The following is a 14856-nucleotide window of genomic DNA, read 5'->3' on the forward strand; positions in this document are numbered from 1 at the left end:
TGATCGGCGCATACCAGATGCATACGGGTGGCTGGGGCGCATTCGGGCAACCGTCGGAGACCGGTGCCCGTGGAAGCCCTGGGCGGCCTACTGTTGAGAGGTGCGCCTGCCGTGCCCAGCTGCGGTCGGGGCAACCCCGGACTCGTGAAGGGGCCGGGGAAGGGCTTTCCACCGCGGAGCCGTTGAGGGTTGTCGGGCATCGGGCCGCGAGGCGTGGGCACCGCCGGTTGTGAGAGGGACGGGAATGGAACCGACCGAGAGCGCCGCCCCGGGCTCACGGCTGCGCCTGCGCCGCGTGGCCGTCGCCTTGCGGCGCGGCCGCGGGGACGGGCGGTCCGCGGAGCAGCCGGGCGCGCAGGGGCGCACCGGAGCGGGCGCCGCGGGCGTCGGTGACCCGCGTGCCGTCGGTGACCCGCGTGCCGTCGGTGACCCGCGTGGCGTCGGGCAGGCGCGTGGCGTCGGGCAGGCGGCTGCCGGGGCCGGCCCCGGGATGTCCGACCCGCTGTCCGGGACGGACACGGAACGGCACCCGTCCTGGCCCGCGTTGCCCGCGGCCGTCGTCGCGGCGGCGGGGTTCGTGCTGGGCGCCGGCTTCCTGCGGGCCTTCACCGGAGGGCACGCGCTCTTCCCGTCCGGGACCGTCGGCTGGTCGCTGGCGGTGCTGACCGGAATCATCGTCGGGCACCTGGTGATGCTGGGGCGGTCCCGGTGGTGGGGCGGTACGGGCTCCGGTGCCGCTCTCACGCTGGCCGTGCTGCTGCTGTACGGCTGGATCGCGGCCGGCCTGGTGAGCCTCACCGTCGTCGTCCTGGTCGGCGTCGCCCGGCGGGGCCGCTGGCGGCAGGGCGTGCTGCACGGCGCGGTGGACCTGCTCGGCATCGGCGCCGGGGCGTTGGTGCTGGCCGCGTTCGGCTCCGTGCCGTCCGTCGAGTCGCCGTCGACCCCCGACACGTGGACTCTGTACACCGCTCCCGGAGTGGTGCTGGTCGCCGCCGTCCATCTCACGGTCACCCGCGGTCTGTTGTGGTACCTGCACACCCCGCGCGAGGGGCTGCCCACCGTGGCCAGGACCGCCCTGGTCCGGCAGGGACTCGTGGCGGTCGCCCTGCTCGGCATAGCGCCTCTGGTGTGTGTGGTCGCCGTCGCCAAGCCCGTGCTGCTGCCGCTCTTCTCCATTCCCCTGATCGCTCTCGACTCCACCCTGTGGATAGCCCGCGCGCGGGCCGAGGAGCAGTTGCGCGACCCACTCACCGGGCTGCCCAACCGGCAGTGGCTGCTGGAGCGGATCTGGACCGCGCTGGACGACGCGGAGCGGATCGGGGCCCGCGCCGCCCTCATGCTGATCGACCTGGACCGGTTCCGGTCCGTCAACGACACGCTCGGTCATCTCGCCGGTGACCGGCTGCTGCTGCAGATCGCCGACCGGCTGAGAGCCGCACTGCCGCGCGGGGCGGAGGCCGCGCGGCTGGGCGGCGACGAGTTCGCCGTCTTACTGCCCGTCGCCGACTCCACGACCTCAGCGACCCGCGTCGCCCGCGGCCTCGTCGCCGCCCTCAGCTCCCCGCTCGACCTCGACGGGCTCACCCTCGTCCTGGAGGCGAGTGCGGGAGTCGCCGTTTTCCCGGACCACGCGGTCGACGCGGAGGGGCTGCTGCGGCGGGCCGACGTGGCGATGTACCAGGCGAAGCGGGACCGCACGGGAGTCGAGGCGTACGAGTCCAAGCGCGACTCCAACACCCCGGACCGGCTCGGGCTGCTGGGAGATCTGCGCCGTGCGCTGGACGCTCGTGAGGTGGAGCTGCACTACCAGCCCAAGGTCCGCTTCGACGGGCAGGTCGCGGGGCTCGAGGCGCTGGTGCGGTGGGTGCATCCCGAGCGGGGCAGGGTGCCGCCGGACGAGTTCATCGCGATCGCGGAATCGTCGGGGCTGATGCCGCATCTCACCGAGTACGTGCTGGAGACCGCGCTCGGGCAGGTCGCGGAGTGGCGGTCACAGGGGTTGTTCGTACCGGTCGCCGTCAACGTCTCGCCGCGCGATGTGCACACGCCCGGATTCGCCGGGTCGGTCGCGGCGCGGCTGGCCCGGCACGGGGTGCCGGCGGGAGCGCTCCAACTGGAGATCACCGAGCACGTGCTGCTGGAGGACCCGCAGCGTGCGGCCGACACGCTGAACGCGCTGACCGGGCACGGAGTGAAGATGTCCCTGGACGACTTCGGGACGGGGTACTCCTCGCTGGTGCATCTGCGGCGGCTGCCGGTGAGCGAGCTGAAGATCGACCGGTCGTTCGTGGCGCGGCTGGCGGTCGACACCGAGGACGCGGAGATCGTGCGGTGCACGGTGGACCTGGCCCACTCGCTCGGGCTGCTGGTCGTCGCGGAGGGTGTGGAGGACGACGAGACCTGGGAGCGGCTGCGGGACCTGCGGTGTGATGCGGTGCAGGGGTGGCTGGTGGCCGCGGCGATGCCGCCGGACGAGACCACGGCCTGGCTCCTGGCGCGCGGTGCCCGGGGCTGGCAGCGCCCGGCGGCGGCCCTTCCGGCGGCGACGACGACGGCCGACGACTAGCCCCACCCGGCCCGGGTCCGCGCGGAGACCCCCGGGTGGGCATCCCGATCGCCACACACACGCACCCCCCCGGAACCGGCCCCGCGGAAAGGGTTTCACGGGCACGGCTCCCCGCCCCATAGGATTGGGCCCAAACCACACACACTCACCCCAGAGGATCGCTGCATGCCTGGCATCACGCGCGAGGAGGTCGCCCACCTCGCCCGGCTGGCGCGTCTGGAGCTGAAGCCCGAAGAGCTTGACCACTTCGCAGGCCAGCTTGACGACATCATCGGCGCGGTCGCCCGCGTCAGCGAGGTCGCCGACCAAGACGTACCGCCGACCTCGCACCCGCTCCCGCTGACCAACGTCATGCGGCCGGACGAGGTCCGTCCCTCGCTCACCCCCGAGCAGGCGCTCTCCGGCGCCCCGGCCCAGGAGCAGCAGCGTTTCAAGGTGCCGCAGATCCTGGGGGAGGAGTAACCCGCCATGAGCGATCACATCATCAAGCTCACCGCCGCCGAGACCGCCGCGAAGATCGCCTCGGGCGAGCTCACCGCCGTCGAGGTCACCGAGGCGCACCTGGCCCGTATCGAGGCCGTCGACGAGAAGGTGCACGCCTTCCTGCACGTCGACCGCGAGGGCGCCCTGGCGCAGGCGCGTGCCGTCGACGAGAAGCGGGCGCGTGGCGAGGAGCTCGGCCCGCTGGCCGGCGTCCCGCTCGCGCTCAAGGACATCTTCACCACCGAGGGCATCCCGACCACCGTCGGTTCCAAGATCCTCGAGGGCTGGATCCCGCCGTACGACGCGACGCTCACCCAGCGGCTCAAGGCCGCCGACGTGGTCATCCTCGGCAAGACCAACATGGACGAGTTCGCCATGGGGTCCAGCACCGAGAACAGCGCCTACGGCCCGACCGGGAACCCCTGGGACCTGACCCGGATCCCCGGCGGGTCGGGCGGCGGGTCGTCCGCCGCCCTCGCCTCCTTCCAGGCCCCCCTCGCCATCGGCACCGACACCGGCGGTTCCATCCGCCAGCCGGCCGCCGTCACCGGCACCGTCGGCGTCAAGCCGACGTACGGCGCGGTCTCCCGGTACGGCATGGTCGCCTTCTCCAGCTCCCTGGACCAGGGCGGCCCCTGTGCCCGTACGGTCCTGGACGCCGCCCTGCTGCACGAGGTGATCGCCGGGCACGACCCGCTCGACTCCACCTCCATCGACGAGCCGGTCCCGCCGGTCGTCGAGGCCGCCCGCAACGGGTCCGTCGCCGGTATGCGCGTCGGCGTCGTCAAGCAGTTCCGCGGCGAGGGGTACCAGGCCGGCGTCGTCCAGCGGTTCGACGAGTCCGTCGAGCTGCTGAAGGGGCTGGGCGCCGAGATCGTCGAGCTGGACTGCCCCTCGTTCGATCTCGCGCTGTCGGCCTACTACCTGATCGCGCCCTCCGAGTGCTCGTCCAACCTCGCCCGCTTCGACGGCCTGCGCTACGGCCTGCGGACCGGCGACGACGGCTCGCACTCCGCCGAGGAGGTCACCTCGCTGACCCGCGAGGCCGGCTTCGGTGACGAGGTCAAGCGCCGCATCATGCTCGGCACCTACGCGCTCAGCTCCGGCTACTACGACGCGTACTACGGCAGCGCCCAGAAGGTCCGCACGCTGATCAAGCAGGACTTCGACAAGGCGTTCGAGCAGGTCGACGTGATCGTCTCCCCGACGACCCCCACCACCGCCTTCGCGATCGGCGAGCGCGCCGACGACCCGATGGCGATGTACCTCGCCGACCTGTGCACCATCCCGACCAACCTGGCCGGCAACGCCGCCATGTCGCTGCCCTGCGGCCTCGCGCCCGAGGACGGCCTGCCGGTCGGACTGCAGATCATCGCCCCGGTCATGAAGGACGACCGCCTGTACAAGGTGGGTGCCGCCGTCGAGGCCGCCTTCGTGGAAAAGTGGGGCCACCCGTTGCTCGAGGAGGCTCCGTCGCTGTGAGTGCACTGACCAAGGCCAAGGGCTTCAAGAAGTCCAAGTCCGGCACGTACCTGTCCATGGCCGCCACCGCCTTCGGCGCGATCGGCGTCGCCAAGCGCGTCAAGAAGGCCCGGCTGGAGAAGGACACCCTGGTCCTGATCGACGCCACCGTGTCCGCCGCCGCCATCGTCACCGGCCTCGCCATCCTCTACCGCGAGCTGAAGCGGCTGGGCGACGACGACGTCCTGCTGGGCTGAGAGGGAAGTTTCACCGTGACCACCACGACCGACCTGGTGTCGTACGAGGACGCTCTCGCGTCGTACGACCCCGTCATGGGCCTCGAGGTCCATGTCGAACTCGGCACCAAGACCAAGATGTTCTGCGGGTGCTCGACCGAGCTGGGCGCCGACGCCAACTCGCAGACCTGTCCCGTCTGCCTCGGCCTGCCCGGCGCTCTCCCGGTCGTCAACGCGATCGGCGTCGAGTCCGCCGTCAAGATCGGTCTCGCGCTGAACTGTGAGATCGCCGAATGGTGCCGCTTCGCCCGGAAGAACTACTTCTATCCGGACATGCCGAAGAACTTCCAGACCTCCCAGTACGACGAGCCGATCGCCTTCCACGGCTACCTCGACGTGCAGCTGGAGGACGGCGAGACCTTCCGCGTGGAGATCGAGCGCGCCCACATGGAGGAGGACACCGGGAAGTCCACGCACGTGGGCGGCGCCACCGGGCGCATTCACGGCGCGTCCCACTCGCTGCTCGACTACAACCGCGCGGGCATCCCGCTCATCGAGATCGTCACCAAGCCGATCGTCGGCGCGGGGGAGCGCGCTCCCGAGGTCGCGCGGGCCTACGTCCGTGAGCTGCGCGAGCTCATCCGGGCGCTCGGCGTCTCGGAGGCCCGCATGGAGATGGGCCAGATGCGCTGCGACGTGAACCTGTCGCTGCGTCCGCACGGCACCGAGAAGTTCGGCACCCGCTCCGAGACGAAGAACGTCAACTCGCTGCGGTCCGTCGAGCGGGCCGCCCGGTTCGAGATCCAGCGGCACGCGGCCGTGCTCTCCTCCGGCGGCACGATCGTCCAGGAGACCCGGCACTTCCACGAGGACACGGGCTCCACGACCTCCGGCCGGGTGAAGGAGGAGGCCGAGGACTACCGGTACTTCCCGGAGCCCGACCTGGTGCCCGTGGCGCCCGCGCGCGCGTGGGTCGAGGAGCTCCGCGCGGGTCTGCCCGAGCTGCCGCTGGTGCGCCGCAACCGGCTCCGCGAGGAGTGGGGGATCTCCGGCACCGACATGCAGGCGATCCTCAACGCCGGTGCGCTGGACCCGATCGTCGCCACGATCGACGCCGGTGCCGACGCCGCCTCCGCACGCAAGTGGTGGATGGGTGAGCTCGCCCGTGCCGCCAACGAGTCGGGCAAGGCGCTCGACGAGCTGGCGATCACCCCGGCCGAGGTGGCCCGGGTGACGGAGCTGGTGTCCGAGGGTTCCCTCAACGACAAGCTGGCCCGCCAGGTCATCGAGGGCGTGCTCGCCGGCGAGGGCACTCCGGACGAGGTCGTCGACAAGCGCGGTCTGAAGGTCGTCTCGGACGAGGGCGCGCTCACCGCGGCCGTGGACGAGGCCATCGCCGGCAGCCCGGCCGTCGCGGACAAGATCCGCGGTGGCAAGGTCGCCGCGGCCGGTGCGCTGGTCGGCGCCGTCATGAAGGCCACGCGCGGCCAGGCGGACGCGGCCCGCGTGAAGGAGCTGATCCTGCAGAAGCTGGGCGTCGGCGAGGGCTGACGTCTCACGGACATGACAGGGGGGACGCGCCCGGGCCGGGCGCGTCCCCCCTGTCGTGCGATCAGCGGCGGTCCGTCACGAGGTCAGGGCCGGCGTCCCACGACGCGCGCGAAGCCCAGGGTGCGGCCCTGGTCCGCGCGCAGCAGGTCTCCGTTCTCCCGGCTCATCCGCACGTGCAACTCCTCCGTGCTCTCCTCCGTGACGACGTCGCACCAGAGCAGCCACTCCCGCCAGCCGTCCGGCAGCCAGTCGGCCGTCTCGACCTCCACGGCCCCGCTGCGGGTCCAGTGGCGGCGCCACCAGGCGGGACTGTGGAAGCACCAGAACGCGGGGTCCCAGAAGGGCTTCAGGTGCTCCGGCGGCTCGGTTCCCCCGATCTCCTCGGGGATCGCCGGGACGACGACGCCGATCCGCCCGCCGGGCCTGAGCAGCCGGGCCAGTGTCGGGAGGTAGAGGTCGTCGGTGCCGAAGTACTGGTACGCGTCGATCGACACGATCGCGTCGAAGCTCTCCTCACCGAACGGCAGGTCGTGCGCCTCGGCGAGCACCGGCAGCACCCGGTCGGCGACGCCGGCTTCGGCGATCCGGCGGGCGTTGTCGTCCGGCCTGATCCACAGGTCGGCCGCGGTGACCTGGAGGTCGTACTCCTTGGCCAGGAAGACCGAGGTCATGGCGCGGCCACAGCCCAGGTCGAGCACACGTGCGCCGGGGCGCAGCGTGTCGAGGCCGAGGGCCGGGGCGAGCCACTCCAGCAGCCACAGCGCGTGCGGGCCCATCGCGTTGTCGACGGTCCAGCGGGCGTCGTAGGCGCTGCTGCGTGGGTAGCGGGGGAGGGTGAGGCGGCTAGCGAGGTCGTCTTGCGGGGTGTTCGATGTGATGTCCGACATCGGTGAACGGGCTCCTTGGGGCCGTGAAGCGGGAAGGGGTCGCGTCGGAGATCGGACGGACAAGCATCGAAGCACCTGCTTCGGCCGGCGGCGTTCTGCCGCGGAACGTCGGACCGGCGGACGTTAACAGGTGCCCACCGGGACCCGCATCCGGATTTCCGGGTCCGACGCGCTACGCTCCCGCGCCATGAGCGGACGCGCTGATTCCGACCCGCCCCCGGACACTCGGGCCGATGACGTCGCCGGCCTCGACGAGGAGCGGGCCGGGCGGGCCGGTGACGGGGAGGGCGAGGCACGGCGGGCGAGGTGGGCCGCGGCCGGTGCCGGAGGTGTGCTGGCCCTCGCGGGGGTGGCCGCGGCGCTGCTCCGGGTCACCGGCTCCGCGCCGGCCCTCGTCCCGGCCGCGTACGCCGGCGGGGCCGTCGTGTGTGGCCTGGCGGGTGTTCTGGGGCTGCGGGGGCGTACGCGCAGGGCGTTGTGGCTGCTGGTCGCGGGACTCCTGGTGATGGCGCTCGGGGACCACTTCGACTGACCGGTCCCGGAAATGTGAGTTAGTGCACGAAAGCGACAAACGATCATTTTTACCTGTAACAGTGGCAGTGCATTGCTCATGCGTTCTTTGCGGGCTGTTCGGTATTCGTTCGACTGTTCCCGGCCAAAGATCCACACCGAGTCACCCTGGGAGCACGTCCGTGGCAGCCCTTGCACGCTGGTGTGTCCAACGCCGTCTCGTCGTCGTCCTGCTCTGGCTCCTCGCCCTCGGCGGGGTCGCCGCGGGCGCCTTCGCCGCCGGTTCCGCCTACTCCAACGACTACGAGGTGCCCGCCACCGAGTCCGGCCGGGCGACCGAGCTGCTCGCGGAGGGCTTCCCCGACCTCGGGGGCGACAGCGACAACGTGGTCTGGCACACGTCGTCCGGCAGTGTCCGGGACACCGGCGTCGAGCAGGCCATGACCCGCACCCTGGACCGGATCGAGGACCTGCCGGGCGTCGCCGCCGTGAGCGGTCCGTACGACGAGGGGGGCGCCGGACGGGTCAGCCAGGACGGCCGCACCGCCTACGCCACGGTCACCTTCCAGGACCAGGCCAACGAGATCGAGGCCGGTGAGGCCGCGGACGTGGTGGAGACGGCCAAGGCCGCCGAGACCGACGGACTGCGCGTCGAGCTGAGCGGCAGCGCCGTCGAGCTCAGCGAGTCCTCCGGCGGGCACACGGCCGAGATCGTCGGCGTGCTGGTCGCCGCCGTCGTCCTCTTCCTCGCCTTCGGCTCGCTCGCCGCCTCCCTGCTGCCCATCGCCACCGCCCTGGTCGGCGTCGGTACCGCCTACGCGGGGATCGTGCTGCTCGGGCACGTGATGACCGTCGCCGACTTCGCGCCCATGCTCGGCATGCTGATCGGGCTCGGCGTGGGCATCGACTACGCGCTGTTCATCGTCACCCGGCACCGACGCGGACTCAAGCGCGGCCTCAGCGTGACCGAGGCCGCCACCAACGCCGTCGCCACCACCGGACGGGCCGTCGTCTTCGCGGGTGCGACCGTGTGCATAGCCCTGCTGGGCATGCTGATCCTGCGGCTGAACTTCCTCAACGGCGTCGCCATCGCCGCCTCGCTCACCGTGGTGCTGACCGTCGCCGCGTCGGTCACCCTGCTGCCCGCCCTGCTGTCGTCGATCGGCATGCGCGCGCTCAGCCGCCGCGAGCGGCGGCGGCTCGCCGAGCACGGGCCCGAGCCGGAGGTGCCGACCGGGTTCGCGGCCCGCTGGTCGGCGTTCGTGGAACGCCACCCGAAGCTGCTCGGCGCCGTCGCGGTCGTCGTCATGGCCGTCCTCGCGCTGCCCACCCTCTCGCTGCACCTGGGCACCTCCGACCAGGGCAACGACCCCAAGACCTCCACCACACGCCAGGCCTACGACCTCCTCGCCGACGGCTTCGGCCCCGGCGTGAACGGTCCGCTCACCCTCGTCACCGAGGTCGACGGCGCCGAGGACCGGCTCGCCCTGGACAACCTCGGCGGCACCCTGCGCGCCACCGACGGCGTCGCCTCGGCGTCGCCGGTGACCTACGGCCAGGGCGGCGACACCGCCTACCTCACCGTCGTACCGGAGTCGTCGCCGCAGTCGAAGGCGACCAGCGACCTGGTCGACCGGCTGCGCTCCGACGTGCTGCCCCGCGCCGAGTCGGGCACCTCGCTCGACGTGCACGTGGGTGGCGTGACGGCCGGCTACGACGACTTCGCCGACGTCATCGTCGACAAGCTGCCCCTCTTCGTCGGCGTCGTGATCGGCCTCGGCTGTCTGCTGCTCCTGCTGGCCTTCCGCTCGATCGGCATACCGCTCAAGGCCGCCGCGATGAACGTGGCCGCCGTCGCCGCCGCGTTCGGCGTGGTCGTCGCGATATTCCAGTGGGGCTGGGGCAGCGAACTGCTCGGCCTGGGCCGGGCCGGCCCCATCGAACCCTTCCTGCCCGTGATCATGGTGTCCGTCCTCTTCGGGCTCTCCATGGACTACCAGGTCTTCCTGGTGAGCCGGATGTACGAGGAGTGGCTGGAGACACGAGACAACCGGCGCGCCGTCCGCGTCGGCCTCGCGGAGACCAGCCGGGTCATCAACTCGGCCGCCGTGATCATGATTTCCGTCTTCCTCGCCTTCGTGCTCAGCGGAGACCGCGTGATCGCCATGTTCGGCATCGCGCTCGCCGCGGCCGTCGCCCTCGACGCCTTCGTGCTGCGCACCCTGCTCGTCCCCGCGCTGATGCATCTGCTCGGCGGCGCCAACTGGTGGCTGCCGCGCTCGCTGGACCGCGTCCTGCCCCGGATCAGCATCGAACCGCCCGAGGCCCGTGCCACCCATGAGAGGCTGGCCGCCGCCACGGACGCCGAGGTGGCGGACGTGCTGGCCGAGGAGGATCGACAGCGGGATGTACGCGATACGACTGGGTGACGACGGAGCGGAACTGCGCCCGCTGGAACCCTGGCACGCCGAGGAGTTCCTCGCCCACCTGGACCGGGGCCGGGAGTTCATCAACCAGTACGTCCCCTTCGGGTCCCGGGCCACGGACCTGACCGGCGCGCGGGAGGCGCTCCAGCGGTACGCCGACTGGCGCGCCGCCGACACGGCCTCGCTGCACGGGCTGTGGCTGGACGGCACGCTCGTGGGCGGAGTGCTCACCCTGAACTTCGACGCCGGGAACGGCACCTGCGAGGTCGGCTGCTGGCTGGAGCCCGCCGCCACGGGACGCGGCCTCGTCACCCGCGCGATGCGGGTGCTCATCGACTGGGCGGTCGAGGAGCGCGGTATCCACCGCGTCGAATGGGTCGCCGCGGCGGGCAACGTTCCGAGCATCGACGTCGCCCGCCGGCTCGGCATGACCCGCGACGGCGTGCGCCGTGAGGCCCATCTCCACCACGGCGTACGCCACGACCTGGAGGTGTGGTCCGTCCTCGCCCCGGAATGGCGCGCACGGGGAAGCCACCGGCACGGCGGTCGTTGAGCGGATTCTCAGAGAGCGTCCGTACGGTGCGTGCATGGGAACCAGGACAGAGGACGAGACCGAAGCCGGCACCGGTGCCGACACCGAGCGCGACGCGACGGCGGTGGAGGCCGCCGGGCAGGACGGAACTGAGGCCGGCGAGCAGGCCGGGAAGCAGGGCCCGTCCGGCGTCGGACAGGGTGCCGCGGCCGTCGTCTCGGCGGCGCTCGGCCTCGTCTCGCTCACCGGCGGCTGGCCGGGCACGGTCGCCGCAGCGCGCGAGACGCTCCTTGGGCAGTTGGAGACGGCCGCGGACGCCGGTGTCGCCACCCAGGTCAAGGAGGTGTACGGCGACGCCTGGAGCACCACCGCGCTGTGGGGCGGCCTCTTCGCCCTGACCGCACTGATCGTGGGCGTCGTGGTGCTCGCCAGGCCCGCCTTCGGCACGCCGGGCCGTACGGTCAGGGCGCCGTGGATCATGTCGGTCGCCTGGGCGGGTGTCTCGCTCGGCGTGATCGGACTGCTCCTCGCGGTCCTCACGTACACCGGCGTGCTCCTGGGTCTGCCCGCCACCGGCTGAGCCGGCGGGGCTCACCAGGAGGCTCCGGGCAACCACGAGGCGCCCGGCGCGGATCCGGGGCAGCGAGCCGGCCGAGGCATCTAAGGAGGCCCCGATCCGCCGGGGCATCACTCTAAGTGCCTTCTAAGGCCCCGCGCCCATTGAAGATACGGAACTCTCCCGATGTGGCAGGTCCGCCTTGGAGACGAAGGTGGAGGCATCGAAAACAAGTGATGCCGACACCGACTCCGCCAGGGGGACACACCATGTTCGAGTACGCACTCCACCAGCTCCGCCACGACGAGCTCGTCCGCGTCGCCGAGCACGAGCGCCAGGTCCGTGAGGTCCTCCGTCTCCGCCGTGCCGCGCGCCGCGAAGCCGCCGTACGCGGCGCCGAGACCGAGAGCCATACGCGCCGCCACCGGCGCTCCCCGTTCGCCCGGGCCGCATGAGCCCGCCGCGGGTGACGGCGACCGCACGGGGGTCGGCCGCCGTCCCCGCGAAGGACCGGGCGGCTCGTCCGGGGAGGAAAACCGGTCCCCCGTTGTCGGAGGTGCGTGCGATGCTCGGGGGCGTGGAGACCAAGTCCGTCAGTCCGGTGTTCGTCGGCCGCACCTCAGAACTCGGCACCCTCAACAGCGCGCTCGCCCGCGCCGAGCTCGGTGCCGGTGAGCCGCAGGCACTGCTGGTCGGTGGCGAGGCCGGCGTCGGGAAGACCCGCCTCGTCGAGGAATTCGCCGCGGCGGCCCGCCGCAGAGGCGCGATCGTCGCGCTCGGCGGATGCGTGGAGATCGGCGCCGACGGACTGCCGTTCGCCCCCTTCTCCACCGCCCTGCGCCAACTGCGCCGAGAGCTGCCGGAACAGCTCGCCGCGGCAGCGGCCGGGCAGGAGGAGGAACTGGCCCGCCTGCTGCCCGAACTCGGCGCCGCCGCCGCCCGCGAGGCCCGCCGCGACGAGCAGGGCATGGCCCGCCTCTTCGAACTCACCGCCCGCCTGCTGGAACGGGTCGCCGCCGACCACACCGTCGTCCTCGCCCTGGAGGACCTGCACTGGGCCGACGCCTCCACCCGCCATCTGCTCGCCTATCTCTTCCGCACCCTGCGCACCGGCCGCCTCGTCGTCCTCGCGACCTACCGCTCCGACGACATCCACCGCCGGCACCCGCTGCGCCCCCTCCTCGCCGAACTCGACCGGGTCCGCACGGTCCAGCGCGTCGAACTCGGCCGGTTCAACCGCGAGGAGGTCCACCGTCAGATCGCCGGCATCCTCGCCCGCGAACCCGAACCCGACCGTGTCGACGACATCTTCGAGCGCTCCGACGGCAACGCCTTCTTCGTCGAGGAGCTCGCCGTCGCCGCCGACGAGGGATGCTGCACCGGCCTCACCGACTCCCTGCGCGACCTGCTCCTGGTCCGCGTCGAGGGCCTGCCGGAGAGTGCCCAGCGGGTCGCCCGGATCGTCGCCGAGGGCGGCTCCACCGTCGAGGACCGGCTGCTGGCCGCCGTGGCCCGGCTCACCGAGGACGACCTCATCGAGGCCCTGCGCGCCGCCGTCAACGCCAGCATCCTCGCGCCCGCACCCGAGCGCGACGGCTACCGCTTCCGCCACTCCCTGGTCCGCGAGGCAGTCAGCGACGACCTCCTGCCCGGCGAACGGTCCCGCCTCAACCGCCGCTACGCCGAGGCGCTGGAAGCCGACCCCACGCTCGTCCCCGCCGATGAGCGGGTGACCCGCCTGGCCAGCTACTGGTACCACGCCCATGACGCCGCCAAGGCCCTGCCCGTCGTCCTCGACGCCTCCGTCGAGGCCCGCCGGCGCCATGCCCACTCCGAGCAACTGCGCCTGCTGGAGCGGGCCATGGAGCTGTGGGAGGCCGTCCCCGACGCCGTACGCGCCACCCTGCGCCCCCTCGACTACGCCGAGGCCTACCCTCCCTGTGGCTGCGACCCCGCGACCACACCGCTGCGCTACCTCGACCTGATGGCCGAAGCCGCCGTCGCCGGCCGTCTGTGCGGGGAGCGGGAACGCTCGTTGAAGATCACCAAGAGGGCGCTGCGCCTCCTCGACGAGGAGCCCGACCCCCTGCGTGCCGCCTGGTTCTGGGTGCAGCGCTCGCGGCTCACCCAGGCCCTCGCCCGCGGTGACGGCTGGGCCGAACTCGGCACCGCGCAGGACCTGGTGCGCGGACTGCCCCCCTCCGAGGTGCACGCCGAGGTCCTCGCCTCCGCGGCGAGCTGGTCGATGCTGCACGAACCCGGACCGGAGGCCATGGCCGCCGCCGAGAGCGCCGTCGAGTACGCGCGCATGGTCGGCGCGCACGACATCGAGCTCAACGCCCGGCTCACCCTCGGCGGTCTCATGGTCGACGCCGGTGACATCCGGGCCGGGCTCGCCGAGATGTACGAGGTCAAGGACCGGGCGACCGAACTGGGCGTGGACATGGTGGTCGCCCGCGCCCATGTGAACCTCCCGTCCGTCCTCGAGGGCGTCGGCCGCTCCGAGGAGGCCGCACGCCTCCTCCAGGAGGGCGTCCACGTCACCCGCAGACTCGGGCTGCTGGACTCCCAGGGCTGGGTGTGGGGCAACCTCGCCGAGTCCCTCCACTCCCTCGGCCGCTGGGAGGAGGCGGCGCAGGCCGCGGCCAACGCGCAGCGTCTCGAGCAGAGCGCCAAGCCGCGCGCCGGAGGCTCGATGCGCCTGGCCCACCTCGCGTACGACCGGGGCGACCTGGCCGAGGCCGCCCGCCGGCTCGCCGACGCCCGCACGTTCTTCGGCACCCACGACCCGATGCCGCAGTACGCCCTCCCCATGAAGTGGGTCGCCGTCGGCATCGCCGCCGCCGAGGGCCGCCTCCCCGACGCCCGTGCCGAACTGCTCGACGCCCTGGGCACGGGGCTCCCGCCCGGCACCCAGCGCTACGGCTGGCCCCTGCTGCTCGCCGCCACGACCGTGGAGGCGGACGCCCACGGCGACCCGGCGGCCGCTCCCGGCCGCGCGGAGATCCTGGAGCGGATCCGCGAGGCGGCCAGGACCCTGGCGACCGGGGTGCCCGTGTGGCGGGCCTACGACCTCTGGCTGCGGGCCGAGTTGCTGCGCGCCGAGGGCAGGCTCGAACCGGACGAGTGGTCCGCGGCCGTCGAGGCGGTGGAGCCGCTGGGCCGGCCCTACGACCTGGCACGCGTCCGGTTCCGGCTCGCCGAGGCGCTGCTCGCCTCCGGAGCGGGCGATGACGAGCGGGCCCGCGCCACGGAACTGCTGCGGCTGGTCGACGCCGTCGCCGGCCACCTCGGCGCCCGGCCGCTGGCCCGCTCCGCGGCCCGGCTGGCGCGGCGGGCACGGCTCGCGCCGGCCCCCGTCGTCCGCCAGGCGGCTCCCGGCCCCGCCGATCCGGCCGACGCCCTCGGCCTCACCATCCGGGAGCGCGACGTCCTGCGCCTGGTGGCGGCCGGCCACACCAACCGCCGTATCGCCGAGGAACTGTTCATCTCCCCGAAGACGGCCAGCGTCCATGTCTCCAACATCCTCGCCAAGCTGGGTGTCTCCGGCCGCGGCGAGGCGGCGGCGGTGGCCCATCGGCTCGGCCTGTTCCCGGTGGAGTCCGGGGAACGGCTGGCTGCGCGATGATGGAGGGACGAAGCATGCCG

Annotated in this window: 12 protein-coding genes; 11 read left to right on the forward strand and 1 reads right to left on the reverse strand. The window is 72.7% G+C overall.

Going from position 1 to position 14856, the window contains the following annotated elements:
- Window positions 1-244 precede the first annotated feature (244 nt).
- The 5 genes from BU52_RS13320 to gatB all read left to right on the forward strand — a co-directional run bounded on the left by BU52_RS13320 (window position 245) and on the right by gatB (window position 6297).
- On the forward strand, window positions 245-2566 hold the full coding sequence (locus BU52_RS13320; RefSeq protein ID WP_037933112.1) for a putative bifunctional diguanylate cyclase/phosphodiesterase: 2322 nt from the start codon (window positions 245-247) through the stop codon (window positions 2564-2566).
- A 165-nt stretch (window positions 2567-2731) separates the two neighbouring features.
- Complete coding sequence (gatC, locus tag BU52_RS13325) at window positions 2732-3028, forward strand: Asp-tRNA(Asn)/Glu-tRNA(Gln) amidotransferase subunit GatC (protein WP_004925108.1); 297 nt, start codon at window positions 2732-2734, stop codon at window positions 3026-3028.
- A 6-nt stretch (window positions 3029-3034) separates the two neighbouring features.
- Complete coding sequence (gene gatA / locus BU52_RS13330; RefSeq protein WP_037933115.1) at window positions 3035-4531, forward strand: Asp-tRNA(Asn)/Glu-tRNA(Gln) amidotransferase subunit GatA; 1497 nt, start codon at window positions 3035-3037, stop codon at window positions 4529-4531.
- On the forward strand, window positions 4528-4767 hold the full coding sequence (locus BU52_RS13335; RefSeq protein WP_004983148.1) for a hypothetical protein: 240 nt from the start codon (window positions 4528-4530) through the stop codon (window positions 4765-4767). The genes gatA and BU52_RS13335 overlap by 4 nt, the downstream gene beginning before the upstream one ends.
- 15 nt (window positions 4768-4782) lie before the next feature.
- On the forward strand, window positions 4783-6297 hold the full coding sequence (gene gatB / locus BU52_RS13340; protein ID WP_037933118.1) for an Asp-tRNA(Asn)/Glu-tRNA(Gln) amidotransferase subunit GatB: 1515 nt from the start codon (window positions 4783-4785) through the stop codon (window positions 6295-6297).
- Window positions 6298-6380: 83 nt separating this feature from the next.
- On the opposite strand, the gene BU52_RS13345 is transcribed toward gatB, so the two are convergent.
- Complete coding sequence (locus BU52_RS13345) at window positions 6381-7184, reverse strand: SAM-dependent methyltransferase (protein WP_037933121.1); 804 nt, start codon at window positions 7182-7184, stop codon at window positions 6381-6383.
- Between the two features lie 187 nt (window positions 7185-7371).
- Here BU52_RS13345 and BU52_RS13350 point away from each other — a divergent pair, with 187 nt between their 5' ends.
- The 6 genes from BU52_RS13350 (at window position 7372) to BU52_RS13375 (ending at window position 14836) form a co-directional block, all read left to right on the forward strand.
- Entirely contained in the window at window positions 7372-7716 is a 345-nt protein-coding gene (locus BU52_RS13350; protein WP_037933461.1) for a hypothetical protein, read from the forward strand.
- Window positions 7717-7876: 160 nt separating this feature from the next.
- Window positions 7877-10123: an MMPL family transporter gene (locus tag BU52_RS13355; protein WP_037933124.1), complete on the forward strand. Its 2247-nt coding sequence runs from the start codon at window positions 7877-7879 to the stop codon at window positions 10121-10123.
- A complete protein-coding gene (locus BU52_RS13360) occupies window positions 10101-10673 on the forward strand; it encodes a GNAT family N-acetyltransferase (protein ID WP_037933126.1) in 573 nt (190 codons plus the stop codon). The genes BU52_RS13355 and BU52_RS13360 overlap by 23 nt, the downstream gene beginning before the upstream one ends.
- 34 nt (window positions 10674-10707) lie before the next feature.
- Entirely contained in the window at window positions 10708-11232 is a 525-nt protein-coding gene (locus BU52_RS13365; protein WP_037933128.1) for a hypothetical protein, read from the forward strand.
- Window positions 11233-11477: 245 nt separating this feature from the next.
- The gene (locus BU52_RS13370; protein WP_037933130.1) at window positions 11478-11663 is read left to right on the forward strand and encodes a hypothetical protein; all 186 of its coding nucleotides are present in this window, start codon (window positions 11478-11480) and stop codon (window positions 11661-11663) included.
- Between the two features lie 110 nt (window positions 11664-11773).
- On the forward strand, window positions 11774-14836 hold the full coding sequence (locus tag BU52_RS13375) for a helix-turn-helix transcriptional regulator (RefSeq protein WP_037933133.1): 3063 nt from the start codon (window positions 11774-11776) through the stop codon (window positions 14834-14836).
- Window positions 14837-14856 lie beyond the last annotated feature (20 nt).

Source organism: Streptomyces toyocaensis, assembly GCF_000725125.1.
In the GTDB taxonomy this organism is placed as follows: Bacteria; Actinomycetota; Actinomycetes; order Streptomycetales; family Streptomycetaceae; genus Streptomyces; species Streptomyces toyocaensis.

What these genes read in the sequence shown, in the direction of transcription:
- BU52_RS13375 (WP_037933133.1), top strand. Translation starts at nt 11,774, where the DNA reads ATGCTCGGGGGCGTGGAGACCAAGTCCGTCAGTCCGGTGTTCGTCGGC.
- BU52_RS13360 (WP_037933126.1), top strand. Translation starts at nt 10,101, where the DNA reads ATGTACGCGATACGACTGGGTGACGACGGAGCGGAACTGCGCCCGCTG.
- BU52_RS13365 (WP_037933128.1), top strand. Translation starts at nt 10,708, where the DNA reads ATGGGAACCAGGACAGAGGACGAGACCGAAGCCGGCACCGGTGCCGAC.
- BU52_RS13370 (WP_037933130.1), top strand. Translation starts at nt 11,478, where the DNA reads ATGTTCGAGTACGCACTCCACCAGCTCCGCCACGACGAGCTCGTCCGC.
- BU52_RS13350 (WP_037933461.1), top strand. Translation starts at nt 7,372, where the DNA reads ATGAGCGGACGCGCTGATTCCGACCCGCCCCCGGACACTCGGGCCGAT.
- BU52_RS13320 (WP_037933112.1), top strand. Translation starts at nt 245, where the DNA reads ATGGAACCGACCGAGAGCGCCGCCCCGGGCTCACGGCTGCGCCTGCGC.
- gatC (WP_004925108.1), top strand. Translation starts at nt 2,732, where the DNA reads ATGCCTGGCATCACGCGCGAGGAGGTCGCCCACCTCGCCCGGCTGGCG.
- BU52_RS13345 (WP_037933121.1), bottom strand. Translation starts at nt 7,184, where the DNA reads ATGTCGGACATCACATCGAACACCCCGCAAGACGACCTCGCTAGCCGC.
- gatA (WP_037933115.1), top strand. Translation starts at nt 3,035, where the DNA reads ATGAGCGATCACATCATCAAGCTCACCGCCGCCGAGACCGCCGCGAAG.